Source organism: Streptomyces sp. NPDC005496, assembly GCF_042872045.1.
In the GTDB taxonomy this organism is placed as follows: Bacteria; Actinomycetota; Actinomycetes; order Streptomycetales; family Streptomycetaceae; genus Streptomyces.
In genome coordinates this window covers 310,342-331,950 of sequence record NZ_JBIAJQ010000002.1, presented here as the reverse complement: position 1 = coordinate 331,950, position 21,609 = coordinate 310,342, and the positions used below count along the sequence as shown (strand labels likewise).

The 21,609-nt window shown below is 74.8% G+C and carries 18 protein-coding genes and 3 tRNA genes; 8 read left to right on the top strand and 13 right to left on the bottom strand.

The window, feature by feature from the left end; all coding sequences use genetic code 11:
- Positions 1 to 60 precede the first annotated feature (60 nt).
- Entirely contained in the window at positions 61 to 1,512 is a 1,452-nt protein-coding gene (locus ACFYQQ_RS06085; RefSeq protein ID WP_355785442.1) for an FGGY family carbohydrate kinase, read from the bottom strand.
- Between the two features lie 120 nt (positions 1,513 to 1,632).
- On the bottom strand, positions 1,633 to 1,935 hold the full coding sequence (locus ACFYQQ_RS06080; RefSeq protein WP_355785439.1) for a YtxH domain-containing protein: 303 nt from the start codon (positions 1,933 to 1,935) through the stop codon (positions 1,633 to 1,635).
- A 147-nt stretch (positions 1,936 to 2,082) separates the two neighbouring features.
- On the opposite strand from ACFYQQ_RS06080, the gene ACFYQQ_RS06075 reads away from it, so the two are divergent.
- The 3 genes from ACFYQQ_RS06075 (at position 2,083) to ACFYQQ_RS06065 (ending at position 2,476) form a co-directional block, all read left to right on the top strand.
- Positions 2,083 to 2,155: transfer RNA gene (locus tag ACFYQQ_RS06075), tRNA-Asn, on the top strand.
- Positions 2,156 to 2,160: 5 nt separating this feature from the next.
- Positions 2,161 to 2,233, top strand: a tRNA-Asn gene (locus tag ACFYQQ_RS06070).
- Between the two features lie 166 nt (positions 2,234 to 2,399).
- A tRNA-Ile gene (locus ACFYQQ_RS06065) sits at positions 2,400 to 2,476 on the top strand.
- A 114-nt stretch (positions 2,477 to 2,590) separates the two neighbouring features.
- Here ACFYQQ_RS06065 and ACFYQQ_RS06060 read toward each other — a convergent pair.
- A complete protein-coding gene (locus ACFYQQ_RS06060; RefSeq protein ID WP_355785436.1) occupies positions 2,591 to 3,340 on the bottom strand; it encodes an SDR family oxidoreductase in 750 nt (249 codons plus the stop codon).
- Positions 3,341 to 3,890: 550 nt separating this feature from the next.
- On the opposite strand from ACFYQQ_RS06060, the gene ACFYQQ_RS06055 reads away from it, so the two are divergent.
- Entirely contained in the window at positions 3,891 to 4,802 is a 912-nt protein-coding gene (locus ACFYQQ_RS06055; protein WP_388903678.1) for a DUF4231 domain-containing protein, read from the top strand.
- 69 nt (positions 4,803 to 4,871) lie between these two features.
- Here the strand turns inward: ACFYQQ_RS06055 and ACFYQQ_RS06050 are convergent, their stop codons facing one another.
- From ACFYQQ_RS06050 to ACFYQQ_RS06040, 3 genes are all read right to left on the bottom strand, one after another.
- The gene (locus tag ACFYQQ_RS06050) at positions 4,872 to 5,348 is read right to left on the bottom strand and encodes a hypothetical protein (protein ID WP_356168396.1); all 477 of its coding nucleotides are present in this window, start codon (positions 5,346 to 5,348) and stop codon (positions 4,872 to 4,874) included.
- Positions 5,349 to 5,436: 88 nt separating this feature from the next.
- Positions 5,437 to 6,867, bottom strand: coding sequence for a GAF domain-containing protein (locus ACFYQQ_RS06045; protein WP_355786488.1), 1,431 nt, complete (start codon positions 6,865 to 6,867; stop codon positions 5,437 to 5,439).
- 9 nt (positions 6,868 to 6,876) lie between these two features.
- Positions 6,877 to 7,914, bottom strand: coding sequence for a rod shape-determining protein (locus ACFYQQ_RS06040; protein WP_356168392.1), 1,038 nt, complete (start codon positions 7,912 to 7,914; stop codon positions 6,877 to 6,879).
- 325 nt (positions 7,915 to 8,239) lie between these two features.
- On the opposite strand from ACFYQQ_RS06040, the gene ACFYQQ_RS06035 reads away from it, so the two are divergent.
- A complete protein-coding gene (locus ACFYQQ_RS06035) occupies positions 8,240 to 11,863 on the top strand; it encodes a S8 family serine peptidase (protein ID WP_388903675.1) in 3,624 nt (1,207 codons plus the stop codon).
- Here the strand turns inward: ACFYQQ_RS06035 and ACFYQQ_RS06030 are convergent.
- From ACFYQQ_RS06030 to ACFYQQ_RS06020, 3 genes are all read right to left on the bottom strand, one after another.
- The gene (locus ACFYQQ_RS06030) at positions 11,838 to 13,202 is read right to left on the bottom strand and encodes a carboxyl transferase domain-containing protein (protein ID WP_388903673.1); all 1,365 of its coding nucleotides are present in this window, start codon (positions 13,200 to 13,202) and stop codon (positions 11,838 to 11,840) included. The two genes, ACFYQQ_RS06035 and ACFYQQ_RS06030, sit on opposite strands and share 26 nt — an antisense overlap.
- The gene (locus ACFYQQ_RS06025; RefSeq protein ID WP_388903671.1) at positions 13,195 to 14,676 is read right to left on the bottom strand and encodes an acyl-CoA synthetase; all 1,482 of its coding nucleotides are present in this window, start codon (positions 14,674 to 14,676) and stop codon (positions 13,195 to 13,197) included. The genes ACFYQQ_RS06030 and ACFYQQ_RS06025 overlap by 8 nt, the downstream gene beginning before the upstream one ends.
- 63 nt (positions 14,677 to 14,739) lie before the next feature.
- A complete protein-coding gene (locus ACFYQQ_RS06020; protein WP_356168381.1) occupies positions 14,740 to 15,825 on the bottom strand; it encodes a S1 RNA-binding domain-containing protein in 1,086 nt (361 codons plus the stop codon).
- 350 nt (positions 15,826 to 16,175) lie between these two features.
- Between ACFYQQ_RS06020 and ACFYQQ_RS06015 the strand changes: the two genes are divergently transcribed.
- The 3 genes from ACFYQQ_RS06015 (at position 16,176) to ACFYQQ_RS06005 (ending at position 19,102) form a co-directional block, all read left to right on the top strand.
- The gene (locus ACFYQQ_RS06015; RefSeq protein WP_356168378.1) at positions 16,176 to 16,868 is read left to right on the top strand and encodes a toxin-antitoxin system, toxin component; all 693 of its coding nucleotides are present in this window, start codon (positions 16,176 to 16,178) and stop codon (positions 16,866 to 16,868) included.
- A 23-nt stretch (positions 16,869 to 16,891) separates the two neighbouring features.
- A complete protein-coding gene (locus tag ACFYQQ_RS06010; RefSeq protein WP_356168440.1) occupies positions 16,892 to 18,082 on the top strand; it encodes an MAB_1171c family putative transporter in 1,191 nt (396 codons plus the stop codon).
- A 99-nt stretch (positions 18,083 to 18,181) separates the two neighbouring features.
- Positions 18,182 to 19,102: a hypothetical protein gene (locus tag ACFYQQ_RS06005; RefSeq protein WP_355785314.1), complete on the top strand. Its 921-nt coding sequence runs from the start codon at positions 18,182 to 18,184 to the stop codon at positions 19,100 to 19,102.
- Here ACFYQQ_RS06005 and ACFYQQ_RS06000 read toward each other — a convergent pair.
- Genes ACFYQQ_RS06000 through ACFYQQ_RS05985 form a run of 4 tightly spaced genes read right to left on the bottom strand, consistent with a single transcriptional unit; the run spans position 19,083 to position 21,598 of the window.
- Positions 19,083 to 19,688, bottom strand: a complete 606-nt coding sequence (locus ACFYQQ_RS06000) for a hypothetical protein (RefSeq protein WP_355785317.1) — start codon at positions 19,686 to 19,688, stop codon at positions 19,083 to 19,085. The two genes, ACFYQQ_RS06005 and ACFYQQ_RS06000, sit on opposite strands and share 20 nt — an antisense overlap.
- Complete coding sequence (locus ACFYQQ_RS05995) at positions 19,594 to 20,472, bottom strand: FkbM family methyltransferase (protein ID WP_355785320.1); 879 nt, start codon at positions 20,470 to 20,472, stop codon at positions 19,594 to 19,596. Before ACFYQQ_RS05995 ends, ACFYQQ_RS06000 begins: the two co-directional genes overlap by 95 nt.
- Positions 20,469 to 20,699: a Trm112 family protein gene (locus tag ACFYQQ_RS05990; protein ID WP_355785323.1), complete on the bottom strand. Its 231-nt coding sequence runs from the start codon at positions 20,697 to 20,699 to the stop codon at positions 20,469 to 20,471. The genes ACFYQQ_RS05995 and ACFYQQ_RS05990 overlap by 4 nt, the downstream gene beginning before the upstream one ends.
- On the bottom strand, positions 20,696 to 21,598 hold the full coding sequence (locus tag ACFYQQ_RS05985) for a hypothetical protein (RefSeq protein WP_355785330.1): 903 nt from the start codon (positions 21,596 to 21,598) through the stop codon (positions 20,696 to 20,698). Before ACFYQQ_RS05985 ends, ACFYQQ_RS05990 begins: the two co-directional genes overlap by 4 nt.
- Positions 21,599 to 21,609: the final 11 nt, after the last annotated feature.

The following is a 21,609-nucleotide window of genomic DNA, read 5'->3' as shown; positions in this document are numbered from 1 at the left end:
CCCGGTCCGCCCCTTTCCCGGGGGCCGGGAACCGGGGCGGCGCCGCCCCGGCCGGGCCGTTCACACCCGGAACGCCCCGGGATGCGTCTGTTCCCGTACGGACACGTACTGCTGGCGTACGGCCTGACCCACGGCCAGCTCCTCGCCGGGCTCCAACACCTGCGCGGCGGCACCCCGCCATACGGGTGGCAGCCGGGGGTCGAGGACGCCCTGCGAGGCGCCGAGCGCCCAGGCCGCCTGCCGGGCCGCGCCGAGCGCCGCGTAGTCGGCGGGCTGCGGCACCACGACCTGCGCGCCGAACAGCGAGGGCGCCGCGGCCTGGACGGCGGGCAGCTCGGCGGCGGCACCCAGCAGGAACACCCGCTGGACGTCGACACCCCGGCCGCGCAGTACGTCCAGGGCGTCCGCGAGCCCGCACAGCATGCCCTCGAAGGCGGCCCGCGCCAGGTGCTCGGGCTTCATCGACTCCCGCCTGAGCCCGGCCAGCGTCCCCGCCGTGTACGGCAGGCTCGGCGTCCGCTCGCCCTCCAGGTACGGCAGCAGGACCAGGCCGTGCGCTCCCGGCGTCGACTTCATCGCGAGGTCGGACAGGCTCTCCAGGTCCGGCAGCCCGAGGAGTTCGGCCGCGCCGCGCAGCGCCCGTACGGCGTTGAGGGTGTGGACGACCGGCAGGTGCATGCCGGTGGCGTCCGCCAGCGAGGTGATCATCCCGGAGGAGTCGACCAGCGCCTCGGGGTGCACGGCCATCACGGACCCGGAGGCCCCCAGGGACACGACGGCGTCCCCGAGCCCGATCCCGAGGCCGAAGGCCGCCGCCATCGTCTCGCCGGTCCCGGCGGAGATCAGCAGCCCTTCCGGGGTGGTGCCGGCGGCCTCCGAGGGGCCGAGCACCTCGGGCAGCACGGCCTGGTGCCCGAGCGCCAGCTCGATCAGGTCCGGCCGGTACGCGCCGGTGGCCGCCGACCAGTAGCCGGTGCCGGAGGCCCCGCCGCGGTCGGTGGTGCGCCGCGCGGGCCGCCCGAGCAGCTGCCACACGAGCCAGTCGTGCGCCTGGAGCAGCGCCGCGGTGCGCAGCGCCGACTCCGGTTCCGTCCGGCTGAGCCAGCGCAGCTTGGTCACCGGCTGCGCCGCCTGCGGCACGCAGCCCACGGCCTGCGCCCACGCCTCGCGCCCGCCGAGCGCGTCGATCAGGTCCGCCGCCGCGACCTGCGCCCGCTTGTCCCCGCCGACCAGCGCGGGCCGCACCGTGTTGCCCTGCGCGTCCAGGGGGACGAGCCCGTTCTGCTGCGCGGAGACGCCGATCGCCTGGACGCCTTCGAGGAGCCCGCCGCTCGCGGCCTCGCCCAGCGACAGCAGCCAGGCCTGCGGGTCGACGTCGGAGGGACGGCCGCCCTCGGCGCTCTCGACCGGATGCGGGGCATACCCCTGCCGGAGCACGGCACCCGTGTCGGTGTCGCAGACGACGATACGAGTGAAATCGGGCGAACTGTCCAACCCGGCGACTATCCCCATGGCGGAAATTCTGCCGTACGAAGGGGGGTGTGTGCGCCGGGCGCGCGCCGGCCGGGCCCCTGGCGACATGCGCGACCGCCGGTGGACGGGTGTCCGCCGGCGGCCGTGGTGCGTGTGACCTCAGGTGTTCGTGGTGCCCCAGTCGTCCTCGCCGGGGCCGGCGTTCCGCTCCCGCAGGGACCGCACACGGTCCGCCACGGAGTCGGGGACGCGGTCGCCCACCTTCTCGCTGACCACGTGGTACGCCTTGCCCGCGATCTGCCGCCCCTGCTGGGCGGCACTCTCGGCGGTGTTGCGCACCGCCGGGTTCTGCGCCACTTGTCGGGCGCTCTTCCTCAACTGCTCGTAGCGCTCACGACCGGCCCTCGTGCCCAGCACGTAACCCAGAGCCAGTCCGGTGATGAACATGAGCCGGTAGCGCATGGCAGCCACCCTTCCCTTGCGTCGGCATCGGTCGCAGCGGAGTACCGATTGGCGGAGCACCCCCCTGCTTGCGCTAATGTATGTGTCGCAGCGAACGCGCGCCCCCTGGCGAATACCCAGGTAGGTGCGTTCGATGCAACGAGACATTCCTCCGTAGCTCAATTGGCAGAGCAGCCGGCTGTTAACCGGCAGGTTACTGGTTCGAGTCCAGTCGGGGGAGCTCGGTCTCCTGTAGCTCAATTGGCAGAGCAGCCGGCTGTTAACCGGCAGGTTACTGGTTCGAGTCCAGTCGGGAGAGCAGTGGAAGAGGGCCCCTCAGGGGTCCTTTTTCATGTCCGCGGGAACCGTGCGCCGCGCGCCGTGGTCCTCAAGGTCATGCGAAGCCGACCATCCGAAGCAGGAGATCGTATGAGCGGCTATGCTGCGGCAGACGGCGCGCACAAATGTGCGCGACGCGCCGTAATGGGGCGGTAGCTCAGCCGGTTAGAGCAGCGGACTCATAATCCGTCGGCCGTGGGTTCGAGTCCCACCCGCCCCACCAAGGCGTCCTCCCGCAGGAACGTTTCAGCCCGGGACGGTACCGTCAGCCCCTCGTCGTACGAGGGGCTTTCGTCGTCTCCGGGGTCCGTCCTGCCGGGGCCGCGGCCGGGTGCCCCTAGCGGCCCAGCGCCGCGCCGCCGTTGATGTGCAGCAGCTGCCCGGTCATGTAGCCCGCCTCGGGGGAGCTGACGTAGCGGATGGCCGCGGCGATCTCCGCGGGGCGGCCGGGTTCGCCGGTGAGGGACTCCGAGACGCGGGCCGCGACGAACTCCGGAGTGGCGCGGTCGCCGAAGAACTCCGTGTCGCCGACGAAGCCGGGGGCGACCGCGTTCGCGGTGATCCCCTCGGGGCCGAGGCGCCGGGCGAGGTCGTACGTGTACGTGTTGATCCAGCCCTTGGAGCCGCCGTAGGAGCCCGGGCCGCGCAGGGAGGCGATCGAGGAGACCTGCACGATGCGGCCGCCGGGACGGCGCAGGTGGGGCAGGAGCGCCTCGGTGAGCAGGACGGCCGTCAGGACGTTGGCGTCGAAGTTGCGGCGGTAGCTGTCGGCGATGGAGGCGAGGGTGCCGTCGTTCGTGGGGGCCACGTTGCCGCCCGCGTTGGCGACCACGACGTCGACCGGGGTCTCGTCCGTGGCGATGAACTCGGTCGCGGCGGCCACCTGCTCCGGGTCGGAGAGGTCGGCCGCGTACCAGGTCGCCGTGGCGGCGCCGTGGCAGTCGTTGAGCTTCTCCACCGCCTTGCGCAGCACGTCCTCGCGGCGCCCGAGGAGCACCACCCGGTCCCCGTCCGCGGCGAACAGCTCCGCAGTCGCCAGGCCGATCCCGGTGCCTCCGCCGGACACCACCACACGTCGCTGGAACATGGTCATCGGTCTCGCCCTCGCCCTCGTGCGCGTACTCGTCCCTGGATGTGAATGCCGATCACATGTGCGTACGGGCGTGACGCTACGGAGCGGGCGATGCCCCGTCAAGAGGGTGCCCCGCGGCGGGTCGTGCCCGCCGGGTTCCCTTCGGAGAGTGGAGGCACACGGCCGAAAGATGTCGGTCCGCCTGCGTGCGCCGGGTCCCCGGAGACGTCCGGGGGAGGCGGCCGGCCCGGGCGGAGGCCGGGCGGGGAACGGGCGCGATCCCGCTCGCGGGGGCCGTCGGCGGGGGCCGCGACCGGGACCCCGCGCACGGCGCCTGAGCACCTCGTTTCCCGGGTCCCGGCAGCTGTCGCGGGCCGTTCTCGGGAGCGCCGGAGACCGTCGGGCGCAGGCGGTCGTGAATTCCCAACTCCGTTTGCTGGCACGGGTATTGGGTGGCGGCGAGGGCTGTCGGGAGGGCGCGGGTCTTTCGCCGAGAGAGTACTGGTCCAGCCCCGCGTTCGGCGCGACGATGTCGGCTCACACCTTTTACCACCGGGGGGCGGCGATGGGGGACGGGACTCCCGTACCGAGCACCACCTTGAGCGCGGGTGACCTGCCTCCGCTGTTCCACGAGAGTGACCGGCAGGCGTTGAGCCGGCAGAGTGAATCGTTCCTCGCCGTCCGGGCCCAGCTGGTCGTCCTGCTGCTCGCCACCTGCGCCGCCACCCTCGCGGAGCACGTGGACGACCACGCCGTCGCCGCGCTCGCCGCCGTTCTCTACGCCCTGACCATCGTCATCGGCGTCCACGCCTCCCGGCGGCGCGCGCGTGCGCACTGGCAGGCACACCGGGCGGTCGCCGAGACCGTGAAGTCGCTCGCCTGGCAGTACATGGTGCACGGCGGCCCGTTCCGCACCGGACTCGCCGACCCGGACGGCATGTTCACGGAACGGCTGACCGACCGGCTGCGGGAGTTGCGCAAGGTGGGCTGGGAGGACGAGCGTTCCGCCGCCGGGCTCGGCGCCGGCCAGATCACCCCCGCCATGCGGGCGGTGCGGGCCAAGCCGTTCGAGGTGCGCCGGGACTTCTATCTGCGCGACCGGGTCCTGGAGCAGCTCGTCTGGTACGGCAACAGCGCCGCCCAGGCCCGGCGGGCCGCCGCCCGCTGGTCGACCGTCACAGCCGTACTGACGCTGCTGGCGCTCTTCGCGGCGGTGCTGCGGGCGATGGGGGCGCTGGGCGACTGGGACCTCACCGGTGTGCTGAGCGCGGCGGCGGCGGGCGGCGTGGCCTGGCAGGAGGTCCGCCGGCACCGCCCTCTGACGTACGCGCACTCGCTGATAGAGCAGGACCTGGAGACCGCGCGGATCGGGATGGCGACGACGGTCACCGAGGACGGCTGGGCGGAGGCGGTCGCGGAGGCGGAGCGGCTGGTGAGCCCGCAGCACACGGACTGGCTGGTGCGCTTCGGCAGTTGACGGCGCGGCAGGGACGGCTCGTGGAGGACGCCCGGGGAGCCGTGCGCGCCCCCGGGTCCGCGGCGCCCGCTAGTGCCTGACCACCCCGGGGCGCCACAGCACCCGCACGGGAACGCCGTTGCGGCGCGCGTACCGCACCACGTCGGCGGTGCCGCCGAGGCCCCGCGCCGGGCGGCCGTCCCAGACGGCGACCAGCCGGTCCGCGTGGTCGACGATCCAGCGGCCGGCCGCGTAGTACGCCTCCTCGTGCGTCGGCTCCGGGGGCAGTTTCACCCGGGAAGAGCACGCCTTCAGCAGGCGCTGGTAGGCGGCCCGCACCTCGTCGCCGCCGAGATGGGCCTCGTAGTCCATGCCCGGGATCACCGCGGTGACCGGGATGCCGTGGTCGAGGGCGAGTTCCGCGAAGAGCTGGTCGGCGCCGGCCGCGAGGCTGCTCAGGGCCTCGGTGCCCGCGCAGCCGCGGAGTTCGGCTCCGATGCCGGCGCGGACGGACGGCAGTGCGGCGGCGGGAATCCCTCGGTGCCCGGTGACGCCGATCCTGGTCACGAGAACCACCTTCGCAGTCGAGGCCGTCCCTTCCACACTAGCGTCGGGAATCCGGCCGGGCGACGGGTGTTCGAGGCGCACGGGCAGCTCACAGGGGCGACTGCCACGTCTTCGTCGTGCCCGCTGCGCCCGCCTCCGCCGACCCATCGTCATACACCGTCAGCCGTACGCCCGGCCGGCCGTCCGGCAGCACCGCCGTCGCGTCGACCGTCACCTCCACCCGGCGGACCCCGGGGCGCCGGGACGCGGCGGCCAGCGCGCGGCGCAGGGCGGCGAGCAGATGACCGGCGACGGGTTCGGTGATCCGGCTCTCGACGGCCCCGGTGAAGCGCGCCGACGGCTGGAAGCCGAGGAGCGCGGCGGTCCCGGCCGTCTCCCGCAGGACCTTGCCGCGGAAGGTGGTGGGGGCGTCGGCGGGCGGCTGCTGCAGCGCGAAGATCGCCGTACGGACCTCCTGGACGGTGGACTGGAGCTCGTCCACGGCCCGGCCGAGCATGTCGTACACGTCCTCGCCCCCGGTACGGCGCTGGGTGGACTCCAGCATCATGCCCGTCGCGAACAGCCGCTGGACGACCAGGTCGTGCAGGTCGCGGGCGATCCGGTCGCGGTCCTCCAGGACGGCGAGCCGCTCCCGGTGCTGACGGGCGTCGGCGAGGACGAGCGCCACCGCCGCCTGGGAGGCGAACTGGGTGGCGAGCAGTCGCTCCACCGGCGTGTACGGGCGGGCGCCGCGGTGCCGGGGCAGGGCGAGGGTGCCGATGAGCCGGCCCGCGGTCTGGAGCGGGAGCAGCATGCTCGGCCCGAACCGGTGGCGCACGTGCGTCGTCATCCGGGGGTCCGTGGCGGAGTCCTCCACGAACACCGGCTGCCCGCCGAGGAGTTGTTCGAGGACCGGGCTGCCCGGCTCGATCACGGTGCCGACGATGTCCCCGGGGTCGTCGAGCGTGGAGGCGGTGACGATCTCCATGCCGCCCTCGTCGGTGGGCTGCAGGATGACGCCGGCGGAGGCGTCCGCGAGGATCCGGGCCCGCTCGGCGACCGTCATCAGGGCGTCGGCCGCGGCCTCGCCGGTCAGCAGCGCGTTCGTGACGGCCGCCGCGCCCTCGATCCACCGCTCGCGCTGCCGGGCCGTCTCGTACAGCCGGGCGTTGCCGATCGCGATGCCGGCCTGGGTGGCCAGGACGCGCAGCAGCTGCTCGTCCTCGTCCGTGAAGGGGCCCTGGGGCTTGTCGACCAGGTAGAGGTTGCCGAACACCTCGTCGTCCACGCGGATGGAGACCCCCAGGAAGTCGTCCGTGCGGCCGACCGGGGTGCGGTCGGTCGCGGACAGGCCCGCCGTGCGGATCTCCATCAGCCCCTCGTGCTTCGGGTCGACCATGGCGAGCGCCGCGCACCGGGCACCCGTCAGCTCCGCCGCGCCGTCGACGATGTGCTGGAGCGTGGCCCGCAGCTCCAGGTCGGTCCCGACGCTCAGGACCGCCTCCAGCAGGGACGGGAGGCGGGGGACGGGGTCGGTCATCGCCGCACGTCAGCCCGCCAGCGGATCCAGGACCAGGGGCTCGATCCGGCCCTCCAGCATGTAGCCGAGGCCCTGGACCGCGCACACGTCGGGACGCTCGGCGATGTGCACCGGCATACCGGTCGCCTGCCGCAGCATCTGGTCGAGTCCGGGGAGCAGGGCGCTGCCCCCGACCATCATGATCCCGCGGTCGGCGAGGTCGGCGACCAGGTCGGGCGGGCAGTCGCGCAGCACCTTGCCGATGCCGTCGAGCACGGCGGTCAGCGGGGTCTGGATGGCGTCGCGCACGGCGGCGGTGTCGACCTGCACGGAGCGGGCGAGGCCGGTGGCGACGTCCCGTCCGTGGATCTCGGTGACGGCGGGTCCGTGCGGGGTGAGCCCGTTCCCGGAGAGGGCCAGCTGAAGCGGGCGTACGGACTGGCTCGGCAGCATCAGTTCGTGCTGGTGGCGCAGGTGCTGGACGATCGCGTGGTCGACGGCCTCGCCGCCCACCGGGATGCGCTCGGCGGTGACGATCGAGCCGAGCGAGAGCACCGCGACCTGGGTGGCGGCGGCCCCGCAGACCATGACCATGGTGGCCTCGGGCTGCTCGACGGGCAGACCGCAGCCGACGGCGGCGGCGATGAGCGTGTCGACCAGCTCCACCCGCCGTGCGCCCAGCCCGACCAGCGTCTCGATCGCCGCGCGCTGGGCGAGCGGGTCGGCGTCGTGCGGGGTGCAGGCGGCGGCCCGCAGCCGCGGCTTGCGGCGCAGCGCGCGGCGGACCTTGTCGCCGAGCAGCTGGCGCAGCATGCGCTGGGCCATCTCGATGTCGACGACGGTGCCGCCGGACACCGGCCGCACCACGCGGATGTAGTCGGGGGTACGGCCCGTCATCCGCTCGGCGAACTCGCCGACCGCGATCAGGGCGCCGGTCTTCGTGTTGATGGCGGCCGCGCTCGGCTGGTCGACGACGAGCCCGGCCCCCTTCACGTACACACGGGTCCGTGCCGCCCCCAGGTCGACGGCGAAGTGACAGCGGCGCAGCTGATCCAGACTGCCGGTCATGGCGGTTCCTCCCGAGAGCACAGACCGTGAGACTCCGCCGGACAGCGGTCCTCATTCGCATCGTGCGGGACCTGACGGGGCGTCGCCTGCTGGGGTGGGCCGGGCGGGGTGCGGCCGGACGGGTGGTTTCGGACGGTGCGCGGCGATGGTCCCGCCGCGGTCGCCGCGGCTGCCCTGGCGGGAAGCCGCCAGGGCAGCTTCCCGCCAGGCCGCGTCGACTTCCCCGTAACACAGGGGCCCCGACACTCTTCGCAGCGCGCGGCCACCACCCCGTCCGCGACGCGTGCCGCCGGCGCCGCCGGCGAGAAGAGCCAGAGAGGCTTCCATGACCAGAGGAAGAGCCAGACGCGGGGCGACGCTGCTGTCGGCCGGACTCGTGTGCGCGCTGCTGCCCGCGGGACCCGCGACCGCCGGGACCGCGGCCGGTGCCCCCGCCGCGCGCGCCGCGGACACCTCCCGCACCGTCACCCTGATCACCGGGGACGAGGTCACCGTCACGGACCTGGCGGGCGGCCGGAAGACCGTCACCGTCGAACGGCCGCGGGGCGCAACAGGCGCCGTGCGGACCGAGGTCGCGGACGGCGCCGTCACCGTCGTGCCGGACGAGGCGCTGCCGTATCTGCGGGCGGGCACGCTCGACCGGCGGCTGTTCGACGTCAGCGGGCTGATACGGCAGGGGCTGGGCGACGGCAGGACCGACGAGCTGCCGCTGATCGTGACGTACGACAAGGGCACGCGGGCGGTGACCCCGCGCGGCGCCGAGCGGACCCGCGCCCTTCCCAGCATCCGCGCGGTCGCCGTCGACGCCGGCAAGGGGCGGAGCCTGTGGCGGTCGCTGACCCGGCAGGACGGCGTCGGCAAGGTGTGGCTCGACGGGCGGGTCACGGCCGACATGGCCGAGAGCAACGCCCAGATCGGCACGCCGGAGGCCTGGGAGGCCGGGCTGACGGGCAAGGGCGTGACCGTCGCCGTCCTCGACACGGGCGTCGACACCGGCCACCCCGACCTGGCCGGACGGGTCGCCGCCACCCGCAGCTTCATCGACGGGGAGGAGGTCGCCGACCGCAACGGGCACGGCACGCACGTCACGTCGACCGTCGGCGGCAGCGGCGCCGCCTCGGAGGGCAAGGAGCGGGGCGTGGCGCCGGACGCCACCCTCGCCGTGGGGAAGGTGCTGAGCGACCAGGGCTCCGGCAGCGAGTCGCAGATCATCGCCGGCATGGAGTGGGCTGCGCGGGACGTGGGCGCCGACGTGGTGTCGATGAGCCTCGGGTCGGCCGAGCCGAGCGACGGCACCGACCCGATGGCCGCGGCGGTGGACGCCCTCTCCGCTGAGACCGGCGCGCTCTTCGTCGTCGCCGCGGGCAACACCGGCGCCCCGTCGTCGATCGGCTCGCCCGGCGCCGCCGACTCCGCGCTGACCGTCGGCGCGGTCGACTCCGCCGACGAGGCCGCGTACTTCACCAGCGCGGGCCCCCGCTCCGGGGACAACGCGCTCAAGCCGGACCTGTCCGCGCCGGGTGTCGGCATCCTCGCCGCCCGCTCCTCCCTCGCCGAGGGCAGCGGCCCCTACACCTCCATGAGCGGTACGTCGATGGCGACCCCGCACGTCGCCGGTGTCGCCGCGCTCCTCGCCGAGGCGCACCCCGACTGGACCGGCGCCCGGCTCAAGGACGCGCTGATGTCGACGTCCACGCCGCTCGACGCGTCCGCCTACGTACTGGGGGCGGGCCGGGTGGACGTGCCGGACGCGGTGAACGCGCGGATCACCGCCACCGGCAGCGCCGACCTCGGCTACCACCGCTGGCCCTACGACACGGACAAGCCCGTGACGAGGACGCTCACCTACACGAACTCCTCCGATGCGCCGATCGAGTTGAGTCTCGCCGCGCAGGGCGCCCCGGACGGCGCGGTCACGCTCGCCGACGACCGGCTCACCGTGCCCGCGCACGGCACCGCCGCCACCACCGTCACCGGCGACGGGGCGAAGGCACCGGTGGGGAACACCTCCGGGCGGATCGTGGCCAGCGCCGACGGGAAGCCGGTCGCGCACACCGCGTTCGGGCTGGTCAAGGAGGAGGAGCGGTACACGCTCACCGTGCACGTCAAGGACCGCGACGGAGCCGCCGCGGCCGCCGGCCTGACCGTGCAGCGGCTCGCCCGGGACGCGGAACCGTTCCCGGCGGCGGTCGGCGACTCCGGGACGCTGCGACTGCGGCTGGTACCGGGCACGTACAGCGTGACCTCCTTCCTCGACGTGCGCGGCGGACACGGCCGCGACTCCCTGGGCCTCGGCTTCCTCGCCGCACCCGAGATCGTCCTCGACCGCGACCGCGAGGTCACCCTGGACGGACGGACGCTCCAGGAGATCGACGCCGAGGTCGGCCGGCGCACCGAGACGCGGCAGCTCCTCATGGAGTACGACCGCGACGCCGGCGGCTCCGACCTGTTCGGCGCCGTGCAGGTGCCCCTCGCGTACGACAGCGTCTTCGCCGCGCCCACCTCGAAGGTCACCGAGGGGACCTTCGAGTACCGGACCGTGTGGCGGCTCGGCAAACCACTGCTCCAGGTCAAGGGGATCGGCGAGGCCGTCGTCCAGCCCGGCGGCACCCTGGCCGAGGGCCACAGCACGCTGCCGCTCGTCGACGCCGGGACCTTCACGGGCGGCGCCCTCACCGGCGTCCGCGGCAGGGCCGTCCTCGCGCGGCTGCCCGCCGGCACCGAGCCCGCCGCGCTCGCCCAGGCCGCCCAGGACGCCGGAGCCGAGGCACTCTTCGTGACGGACGACGCGCCGGGACGGCTCATGGCCTGGTTCGGCACGGACGACAACGCGGACCGGCCGCTGCAGATCGCCACCGTGAACACGGCCGACGCGGCACGGCTGCGCGCGGCCCGCCGCGTCGACATGACCGGCACGCGCAACACCCCGTACGTGTACGACCTCTCCGAGGGCCACCGCGGCGCCGTCCCGCGCGGGGACCTGACGTACGCGCCGGATCGGCGTGAACTCGCCGTCCTGGACACCCGGTTCCACGCGTCGGAGCCGGTCGGCGGCGGCGAGTTCCGGTACTCGCTCACCGACGCCTTCCCCGTCGGCATCGGCTTCCTGGAGCGGATCGACTACCCGGCCGAGCGGACGGATCACGTCTCCACCGGCCCCGGCCAGCAGTGGCACGAGTCGGTGACGATGGCGGACGGCGCGCTGGAGGAGCGCAGCGGAGTGCTCCGGTACCGGGGCGGGACGCGCACCGCGCTCGACTGGTTCAGGCCCGTCTGGCACCCGTGGCTCGGCACCGGACTCGGCTGGGGCCAGCAGCGCGCCGGCAACCAGATCCAGTTCAACACCCCGGGCTGGGGCGACTCGGGCCCCGACCACACCGGCTTCGGCGACGTGTGGAGCGAGGGCAGCGGCATGACCCAGACCACCGAGGTCCACCAGGACGGCGTCCTCGTCGACCGGCGGACCGGCTCCGGCGCGTACGTCTGGGACGCGCCCGCCGACGAGCACACCTACCGGGTCGTCACCGACACCGCCCTCGACCCCGACCGCTGGCGGCTGTCGGTGCGGAGCCGCTCCGAGTGGACCCTGAGGTCGGCCGCCACCCCCGAGGACCACTGGACCCTGCTGCCTCTGATCAACCTCGGCTACGACATCGGCACCGACCTCGCGGGCGACGTCCGCGGCGGCGCCCGGGTGCCGGTCGGGCTGTCCGCCGAGTACGTCGCCCACGCCGCCGGCACCGGGACCCTCGGCGGCGGGCGGCTCGACGTGTCCTACGACGACGGGAAGACGTGGCGGACGGTCCGCCTCTCCGGGGACGGCGCGTCCTGGCGGGGGACGCTGACCGTGCCCCGCGACGCCCGGTACGTCTCGCTGCGCGCGTCGGCGGACGACGACCGGGGCGGCTCGGTGCGCCAGGAGATCATCCGGGCGGTGGGGGTGCGGTAGCCCCCGGCCCGGTCACGCCGCGGACGACCCCCAGGGCGACCAGGTCCTGGGGGCGTACGCGCAGCTGGTCGGCCGTCGCGCGCACGCGGTCCGCGGGACGCTTGAGGATCGCGGCGGCGAGCTCCGGCGCGATGACCGAGAAGTAACTGTCCGGCGCCGCCCAGGTGTTGCCCGGGGCGGCGAGGGCGAGGGCGCCCCCGGAACCCCCCTCGCCGACGACGACCGTGGTGATCGGGACGCGGGCTCCGGCGACCGCGGCGAACACGTCGGCGATCGCGGCGCCCGCGCCCTGCCGTTCGGCGTCCGCGTCGTTGGCGGCGCCTGGCGTGTCCACGAGCGTCAGGACGGGGATGCCGAGCCGGTCCGCCAGACGGATCAGCCGGGCGGCGGTGCGGTACCCGGCGGGACGGGTGGCCGTCCCGCACTGGGCGGCGTACGCGACGGTCCGCCCCGCGTGCTCGCCGAAGCCGCACAGCATCCCGTCGTCCGTGCCGCCGCAACGGTCACCGCGGATCGGCGCCCGCCGGCTGAAGTAGGTGCTCAAGTAGGCCTCGGCGCACGGCCGTTCGGGGGAGCGGGCACGCAGGACGGCGTCCCAGCCGGTGGCGGGGAGACCGGCGGGCGGCCCCGGGGACGGCGGAGGCGGCGCGGGCTCGGCGGACGGCGCGGTCAGCAGCGCCAGGTACAGCGCCAGCGTCCCGCTCAGGTCCTCGGGCCGTACGACCGCGTCGACCGCGCCCGACGCCAGCTGCGCCTCGGCCGTGTACGCCGCCGGGTCCGCGTCGGGCGGACGCACCCGGGAGCCCGCGAAGCCGACCTGGGCGCCGGGCAGCGCGAGGTTCACGTCGGCGCCCGCGCCCAGGGTCGCCCAGCCGCCGCCCGTCGTCGGATCGCGCAGCACCGCGATCTGCGGCAGCCCGGCTTCCCGGGTGAGCGCCGACTGCCGTGCCACCCGCTGGAGTTGGGTGAGGGCGAGCATGCCCTCCTGCATCCGGCTGCCGCCCGTCGCTACGAGCGAGACGACGGGCAGGCGGTGCTCGCGGGCGTACGTGTACGCGGCCTCCAGCCGGTCGCCGGTCCGTTCGCCGAGCGAGCCGCCCAGGTACCCGAACTCGAAGGCGACGAGCACGGCGGCGGTGCCGCCGACGGACGCCCGCCCGCACACGACGGACTCCGTCTCGCCGGTGCGCAGCGCGGCCCGGTCGCGCGCGGCGCCGTAGCCCTGCCAGTCCAGGGGACCGTCGGGCTCCGACTCGCCCTCGGGGACGGGGAGTTCGGTGAAGACGGCGCCAGCCGTGGCCAGGGCGAGGGCCTCGCGGGCCGAGTGACGGTCAGTCATGCCGCAGCGCCCGCTTCATGATCTTGCCCATGTCGTTGCGGGGCAGCGACTCCAGGAAGCGCACCGTGCGCGGACGCTTGTGCGGGGCGAGCCGCGCCGCCACGTGGTCGGCGAGTTCGGTGCCGAGAGCGGGCCCCGCCGGTTCCTGCGGCACCACCCAGGCCACGATCCGCTCGCCCAGATCGGCGTCCGGCTCACCCGTGACGGCGGCCTCCCGCACCGCCGGATGCTCCAGCAGCGCGTTCTCGATCTCGCCCGCCCCGATCTTGTAACCGCCGCTCTTGATCAGGTCGGTGGCCTTGCGGCCGACGATGCGCACGTACCCGTCGCCGTCGCGCACCGCCACGTCACCGGTGCGGAACCAGCCGTCCCCGGTGAACGCGGCCGCGTCCGCGTCGGGCCGGTTCAGGTAGCCGCTGAAGAGGTTCGGCCCGCGCACCTGGATCTCGCCGACCCGCTCCCCGTCCGTCGAGCCCACCGGCGTCCCGTCGGTGTCGTACCCGCCGATGACGGTGCCGTCCTCCTCGACGAGGCGCACGTCGACGCCCGGCAGCGGCACCCCGACCGTCCCCGCGCGGGCCTCGCCGTCCGCCCGCACACTCGTGATCATCAGCGTCTCCGTCATGCCGTACCGCTCGACCACCCGGCGCCCGGTGGCCGCCGCGATCCGCTCGTGGTCGTGCACGGGCAGCGCGGCCGAGCCGGACACCAGCAGCCGCGCCCCGCCGAGCGCCGCGGCGAGGCCGGGATCGCCCGGGAGCGCCTCCGCGATCCGGTGGTACATCGTCGGCACCCCGAACAGCATCGTCGCGCCGTCGGCCAGCTCGCGCGCCACGCCCTCCGTGCTGAACCGGCCCAGGTGCCGCACGGCACCACCGCGCCGCAGCGGTCCGAGGACGCCCAGGATCAGCCCGTGCACGTGGAACAGCGGCAGCCCGTGCACCAGCACGTCGTCGCCGGTCCACCCCCAGGCGTCGGCCAGCGCGTCCAGCGTCGAGGAGACCGCGCGGCGCGGGATCACGGCGCCCTTGGGCGGCCCGGTGGTGCCGGAGGTGTAGACGACGAGGGCGGGCGCGGCGGGGTCCGCGCCGGCGGTCTCCGCGGCCGGTCCCGTCGCGTGCGCGTCGACGTCGGTACGCGCCAGGGCGTCCAGCGCGGGCGGCAGCCGGTCGCCCGCGGCGGCCAGCACCAGCGAGGGGGAGCTGTCGGCCAGGATGTGCCCCAGCTCGCCCTCGCCCGACCTCGGGTTGAGCGGTACGACGGGCACACCGGCCTGGAGCGCGGCCACGACGGCGACGGCGGTCTCCAGCGCGGGCGTCGCCCACACGGCGACCCGGCCGGCGTCACGGAGCCGCGGGGCCAGGGCACCGGCCGCCGAGGCGAGTTCCGCGTACGTCAGGGAGCGGTCGCCGAAGCGCAGCGCGGGCCGCGCGGCGGCCGAGCCGCCCGTCAGGGCCGGAAAGAGGGAGGACACGCGGCGTACTCCTAGGTCGCAGGGCTCGTCTGGGCTCGTCTGGGTTTGTCTTCGTTCTTGTTCCTACACCAACGCCAGGGAGATCCGCCGCAGTACGAGGTTGATGCCGACGATCTCGACGGTCAGCTCGTCGCCCGGCCGGGGCGGGGAGGGCAGGGTGGCGAGCGCGTCCTTGTGCACCAGCCCCTGGAGCCCGTCGGCGACCCGTACGAACACCCCGAAGGGGGCGACCTGGGTGACGGTCCCGCGCACCACCCGGCCGAGCCCGTCCCGGCCGAGCGCGGCCATCGGGTCCGGCTGGAGCGCCTTGAGGGAGAGCTGCACCTGCTGGCGCTCCGCGTCGATGTCCAGCACCTGCGCGGTGACCTCCTGGCCGACCCGGACCACGTCGTCCACGGAGTCGACGTGCCGCCAGGTGAGTTCGGGGACGCGGACGAACCCCTCGATGCCGTCGAGGTCGACGAACACGCCGAAGCGGGGCGTGTGGGTGACCACACCCCGGCAGATCTGGCCGCGTTCCAGCGCGTGCAGCCGGTCGGCGGCCGGCGGTCTGCGGGTGCCGACCACCGTGCACAGGTCCGCGGCCAGCCGCACCTCGGTCGCGTGCAGCAGCGGATGGTTCAGCCAGTGCAGCCGGGCCCGGTCCAGGACGCCCTGGTGCAGGGGCGGCCAGCTGGTGGCCGGCGTGAAGTCGTCCACCACGATCGTGCCGCCGGGGGAGAGCAGCGGGAACAGCCCGGCCGTGCCGTCGTCGTGCCCCTTGCCGTGGCCGCCGCCGTCCAGCACCAGCAGGTCGTACGGGCCGTGCTCGCCGATCCGCTGCCACGCGCCGTGCACGATCCGCACGTCGGGCCGGTCGGCGAACACCTCGGCGGCCACCCGCGCCCGCCCGGCGTCCCGTTCCACACTGATCAGCTCGACGCCCTCCCGCGCCCCCGACGCCAGCCATGCCATCCCGACACCGCACCCCGTGCCCGTCTCGCCGATCCGGTACCGGGCGCCGCCCGCCAGCAGCTGGAGCAGCCGCCCCTGTTCGGGCCGGCACGAGTGCGTGAAGCCGTGGCGCCGCGCGGCGGCGACGGCCCGCCCGACGAGCGGGGGCAGAGGCTCCGCGAAGTGGTCGTACGCGTCCGTTCCTGAGATCGCCATGACGCGATCGTGCCCGCTCCGCGGCCGTCCCGCCCCGACCGGGGCAGCGATCGCGCCACCCGGGCACGGGCGGGCCGGCCGGCCGTCCCGCGACGGGTCTCCGGCGCCACGGCGGCCACCGGCCGCCGCCCCGTGCGGTTCCGGCCGTGTCCGGGGCCCAGTCGTCCGGGAGGCATGGCGCGGGCCGGGCGGGGCCCGTAGTCTCGGCCTTCAGCGACACTTGACGGGTCAACTGCCGGGAGTCCATGAGTGAGTGAGTCCCTGCCCTCTACCGCCGGGACGCCGGAGCCGGGCGGCCGGGCGGCCCTGCCCGTGCCCGACGGGCGGCCGGACCGTGAGGAGAGGCGACGGTGAAACTCCCCCGTGGGAGAGGGGCGTTCACCGCCCGCGTACGGCGGGCGGCGGACGCGGTCGCGGCGCTGCTCCCGCCGAGGGCCGACTCCGAGATGCGCGCGCTCGCCGCCGAGCTGACCCGCGCGCTGCGCGGCCGGCTCGATCCGCCGGTCGACGTGCGCGAACTGGCCCGCGCCCTGTGCGCGGAGATGAGCAGGCGGCGCGACGGCCGTCCCGTCGAACTGCGCTTCGAGCGCTTCCCCGACGAGATCGAGGTCACCGGACTCTGGCTCCAGTTCCAGGACTTCGACCTCGTCATCGTCGAGGAACGTGCCGAGACCGTGCAGCAACTGGTCATCCTCGGGCACGAGTTGTGGCACCTGAAGGAGGGGCACCGCGACCACCACGTGGTCGGCGCCGCCGAGGCCGCGCGCGCCCTGTCCGGCGGCCCCGGCCCCGGACCGTCCGGTGCAGCCGGCGTACGGGCCCTGCCCGGCACCCCGACCTGGCCCGGGATCGCGCTGACCGTCGCCGCCCGCAACGGCTCCCACGAGGCCGAGGAGGCGGAGGCCGAGGAGTTCGGCCTGCACCTCGCCAGCGCCTTCCGGTCCTGGGTGACCGGTCCCGGCGCCGAGGGCCCCGCCGACCCCGTCGGCCGGGCCATCCAGGCGTCGCTCGGCTACCGCGACCCGAGGAGCGGACAGCGGTGAACCCCGCCGGCCTCCTCGACGGGATGTACATCTCGTTCTGGATACCGCTGGCGGTCCTCGCGGTCGCCCTCGCGATCAGGCTGCCCGGCATCATCAAGCTCTGGCAGGACCCGCTGCTGCGCGCCGTCGGCGGCCTGCTGCTGCTCGCCTGCGCCGTCTTCGTCTTCGCCGCACCCGACACCATCGCCTGGACCAACCGCGTCACCGGCGTGCCCAACATCTCGGCGCCGGTGGTCTACACGCTGCTCACCGCGTTCTGCGGCTCCTGCCTGCTGCTGGTCATCGCCTGGCGCAACGGGCTGTCCGAGCACTCCCCGCGGACCCGCCGCGCCACCCGGTGGGTCCTCGCCCTCTACACGGGCGTCATCGTCGCGCTGTGGGCGCTGTTCGCGCTCGCCGACGTCCCCGACGAGCGGGTGCGCGACCTGGACACGTACTACGCCAGAACGGCCTTCATGCGCGAGGAGATCCTGCTCTACCTCCTCGCGCACACCGCCGCCTGCCTCGTCACGTCCCGGGTGATCTGGAACTGGATCCGCACCGGCGGACTCGGCCCGTGGCTGCGCGGCGGCCTGCGGTTCATGGGCGTCGGATACGCCATGAACCTCCTCTACGACGGCGCGAAACTCTCCGCCGTCCTCGCCCGCTGGACCGGCCACGACCTGGACTGGCTGAGCACCGACCTGGCACCTCCCGTCGCCTGCGTCTCCGCCGTCCTCATCGCGGTCGGCTTCGTCCTGCCGCACACCGGCCAGTACCTCCAGCGCCGTACACGCACCCGGCTCAGCCACTGGCGGCTGCGGCCGCTGTACCGGCTGATGCGCACCGTCACGGACGGGCGGGTGGCGTTCAAGCTGCGTGCCGCGCCCGAACTGCGCCTGACGCGCCGCGAGACGTTCATCCGGGACGAGCTGCTCCACCTCGCCCGCTACCTCGACGAGGACCTGCGCCGCCGTGCCCACGACGCGGCGCTGGGCCAGGGTTTCGGCGAGCGGGACGCCCGGCTGCTCGCCCACGTGGTGACGGTCCAGGACGCCGTCGACACCCGGAGGAAGCGCCGTGCCGACGACGCCGCCCGCTCCCTCGGCAGCCCGGACGTCGAGGACCTCCTGGAGGAGATCGAGGCCGTCTCCCGGACCCTGCGCAGAACCGCCGACATCCGCGCGGTCCGGGACCGCGCGAGCGCCGTGCCGGCCCACGTCCCCGCCTCCTGACCGGCCGCCCGGGACGCCGGGGGACATCCGCTGTCTGCGCTGCCAGGACGCTTGTTAGCCTGCGGCTGGACCGCCGGAACACTTGAGGATGGAGCCACCGTGGCCCGCACCACAGTCCGTGCCCGCGTCGCACTCGTCACCTACCGGCCCGGCGAGAACGGCAACGCCGACCGGGACCTGCCGGCCCTGAAGGAGGCTCTGGAGGACGCCGGCGCGCACGCCGTCGTCGCCCACTGGGACGACCCGGAGGTCGACTGGGCGGCCTTCGACCTCGTCCTGATCCGGTCCACCTGGGACTACAGCTGGCGGGTGGCCGAGTTCGTGGCGTGGGCCGAGCTGTGCGGGAAGCTGACCCGGCTCGCCAACCCGGCGGACGTGGTGCGGTGGAACACCGACAAGCGCTACCTCGGGGACCTCGCGGCGGCCGGGGTCCCGGTGGTCCCGACCCGCTACGTCGCCCCGGGCGAGGACGCCGAACTCCCAGAGGACCACGAGTTCGTGGTGAAGCCCACCGCCGGCGCGGGCGCCCGCTTCGCCGCCCGCTACACCCCCGCGGAACGGGAGACGGCCGCCCGGCAGCTCGCGCGGATGCACGCCGAGGGCCTGACGGCGATGGTGCAGCCCTACCTGCGGAACATCGACGCCGCCGGGGAGCGGGCGCTCCAGTTCTTCGGCGGGCGCTTCCTGCACGCCAGCCGCAAGGGCGCCGTCCTGGAGCCCGGGACGCCCTACGACGGGGTCAAGGTGCCGCACCCGCAGCTCCAGGACTGGGAGGTGACGCCCGCCGAACTCCTCGTGGCCGAGCGGGCGCTGGCCGCCGTCCCGGACGCCGTCGCGGCCGCCGCGGGCGGGGAGGGCGCCGCCCCCGAGCTGCTCTACGCCCGGGTCGACCTGGTCGACGGCGACGACGGCGAGCCGCGGGTCATGGAACTCGAACTTGTCGAGCCGAACCTGTTCCTCTGGCTGCACCCGGAGTCCCTGCACGTCGTCGCGGAGGCCGTCATCCGGGCCGCTCGCTGACCGCCACCCGCTGGAGCAGCCCCCAGGTGAACTCGGCGGCGCACGCCCGCGGCACGCCCGATCCGTCCCGTGCCGTGAACGCGAGCCCCCAGCGGGTCGGCGCGCTGCCCTCCAGCGGACGGACCGGGGCGAAGGCGCGGGCCGCCTCGTCGACCGTGCAGGACCAGGGGCGCAGGTCGTCCAGCGTGCGCAGCGCGGGGCCCGCGGCGCCCGGGGCCCGGACCAGCCACTCGTTCCAGGCCACGCCGTTCGGGGCGAGCAGCACCTCGAAGCGCAGGTCCGGCCAGAGCGGGACGGGCCAGAGCAGGGCCTCGCAGTCCAGGTCGCCGATCCGGCGCTCCTCGACGGACTCCGGGGTGCCGAGGACGGAGCGGTAGCGGGCGGCGGCTCCCCGGGAGCGCGGCGAGCGCAGCATCGCCTGCCAGCGGCGGTTGGCCTCGCGCATGTCCGCCAGGGAGGCGCCCAGCTCGTGCCGGGCGTCCTCGACCAGGTCAGGGTTGTGGTCGGCCATGCGGCGCAGCAGGACCAGCTGGAAGTCGAGTGGGGTGAACGAGGTGGCGGGTCGTCTGGCCGGCATGCGGCCCATCCTCGCCTACGCGGTCCCCGCCCGGACGGCGGCCGTCCGGCAGGAACAGCACCGAGTTCACGTACCGGGGGCCGCGCCACGGCAGCACCCGGCGCAGCAGGCCGCGGGAGACCACGTGCGCGGTGCGGGCCTGGTGCTCCTCCAGGGGGAAGCCGGCGAGCGGGCGCCAGGTGTCGCCGGGCAGCACCCAGCCCGCGTACCCCCGCTCGGCGAGGTGCGAGACGACCGGGGCGACCGGCTGGATGCGGGACTCCAGCTCGACGAAGAGGGCCGGGCGGTCGCGGGCCAGCAGGGTGTCGGCGCCGCGCAGGACCGCCAGTTCGTTGCCGTCCACGTCGATCTTCACGAAGCCGACACCGCGCAGCTCCAGGCTGTCCAGGGTGACGCAGGGGACCTCGACGGCGCGGGCGTGGATGTCCCGGCGGACCAGCGAGGACACGCCCCGGTCGCCGGGGTCGCCCGCGGGCAGCCACAGCCGGGCCGTGCCGGTCCGGTCGGAGGCGGCGGCGGTGATCACGCGGACGCCGGGGAAGCCCGCCGAGGACACCAGCCGGGCGAGGTGCGGGACCGGTTCCACGGTCACCACGCGGCGGGCCCGGCGGGACAGCAGCCGGGTCCAGGGCCCGTACCAGCCGCCGACGTCGACCGCGGTCTCGCAGTCCGCCGGGCACAGCTCGGCCAGGCGCGCCAGTTCGGGCTCGAAGCGCGGGTAGACCAGCCGGGCGCCCGCGGCGACCAGCCGCACCGGCAGGAAGGGCGCGAGACGGGCGGCCAGCGTGGTCATGGCGCCATCCGCCCGAGCAGGTCCTCGTGCTCGTCCTCGGTGACCTGCTCCCCGGAGGACGGGAGCAGCTGCGGGATGCCGTCGACGATCGGGTAGCGGCGGCGCAGCCGCGGGTTGTAGAGCGCCTCCTCCGCCGCGGCCTTCGACTGGTCGGGGACGAGCAGGTGCAGCGGCCCCTTGTCGAGCGGGCAGGCCAGGATCCTGAGCAGCGGGTCGTCCGGGTTCATGGGGTCAACTCCTTGGCGCCGGAGATGGGTTGGGGAGCGGTGTCGTGCTTGGGCATGACCAGCAGGACGGAGACCGCGAGCGCGGTCCCGGCGATCCGCAGGGCGAGCCGCACCGGTTCGTGCGGCAGCGCCTCGCCGAACGCCAGGGTCCCGAGCACCGCGGTGAACAGGCACGTCACGGTCGTGCAGACCGGCACGATCAGCGAGGCCCGGCAGCGCTGGAGCGCCGCCTGCGACATGACCAGGCCGAACACACCGGTGAACATGAGGAGATACGGGTACGGCGAGCGCAGCAGGCCGAGGGCCGCCGAGCCCAGCCCGCTCGTGGTCAGGTAGCTCGACACGCCCTTGATCGCCAGCGAGCTGACGCCGTACAGCAGGCCCACCGCGACGCCGTACTCCACTCCGGTGGTCGGCATGCGGTGCCGGTGGCGGGCCCGGCGCTCGGCGGAGCCGTACAGCCACAGCCCCGCCGCCAGCGAGGGCACGCACACCAGCAGGATCAGCGGGGCCGGGGCGCCGCGGCCCACCGAGTCGGAGCCCTCGCTCAGCGACAGCACCACCATCAGCAGCGCGGCGAGGATCGCGCCGAGCGCGTACCGCTCCCGCCCGGTCGTCTCCTCGCCGAGCAGCCGGGCCGACAGCAGCACCAGCAGCACCAGACCGGAGACGAAGATGCCCTGCGCGGCGGCGATCGGCAGCGTGCGGTAGACGGCGAGCTGCGCCCCGAACCCGGCGGCCAGGGACAGCGAGCCGCCGATCCACAGGGGAGAGCCGACGACCAGGCGCAGCAGGCGGGCGGGGCGGCGGATGTTCACCTCCGGCAGCGCGGCGAGCGCCCGCTTCTCCAGGACGAATCCGGTGCTGTACAGGACGTTCGCCAGCAGGGCCGCGGCCACTCCCCACCACA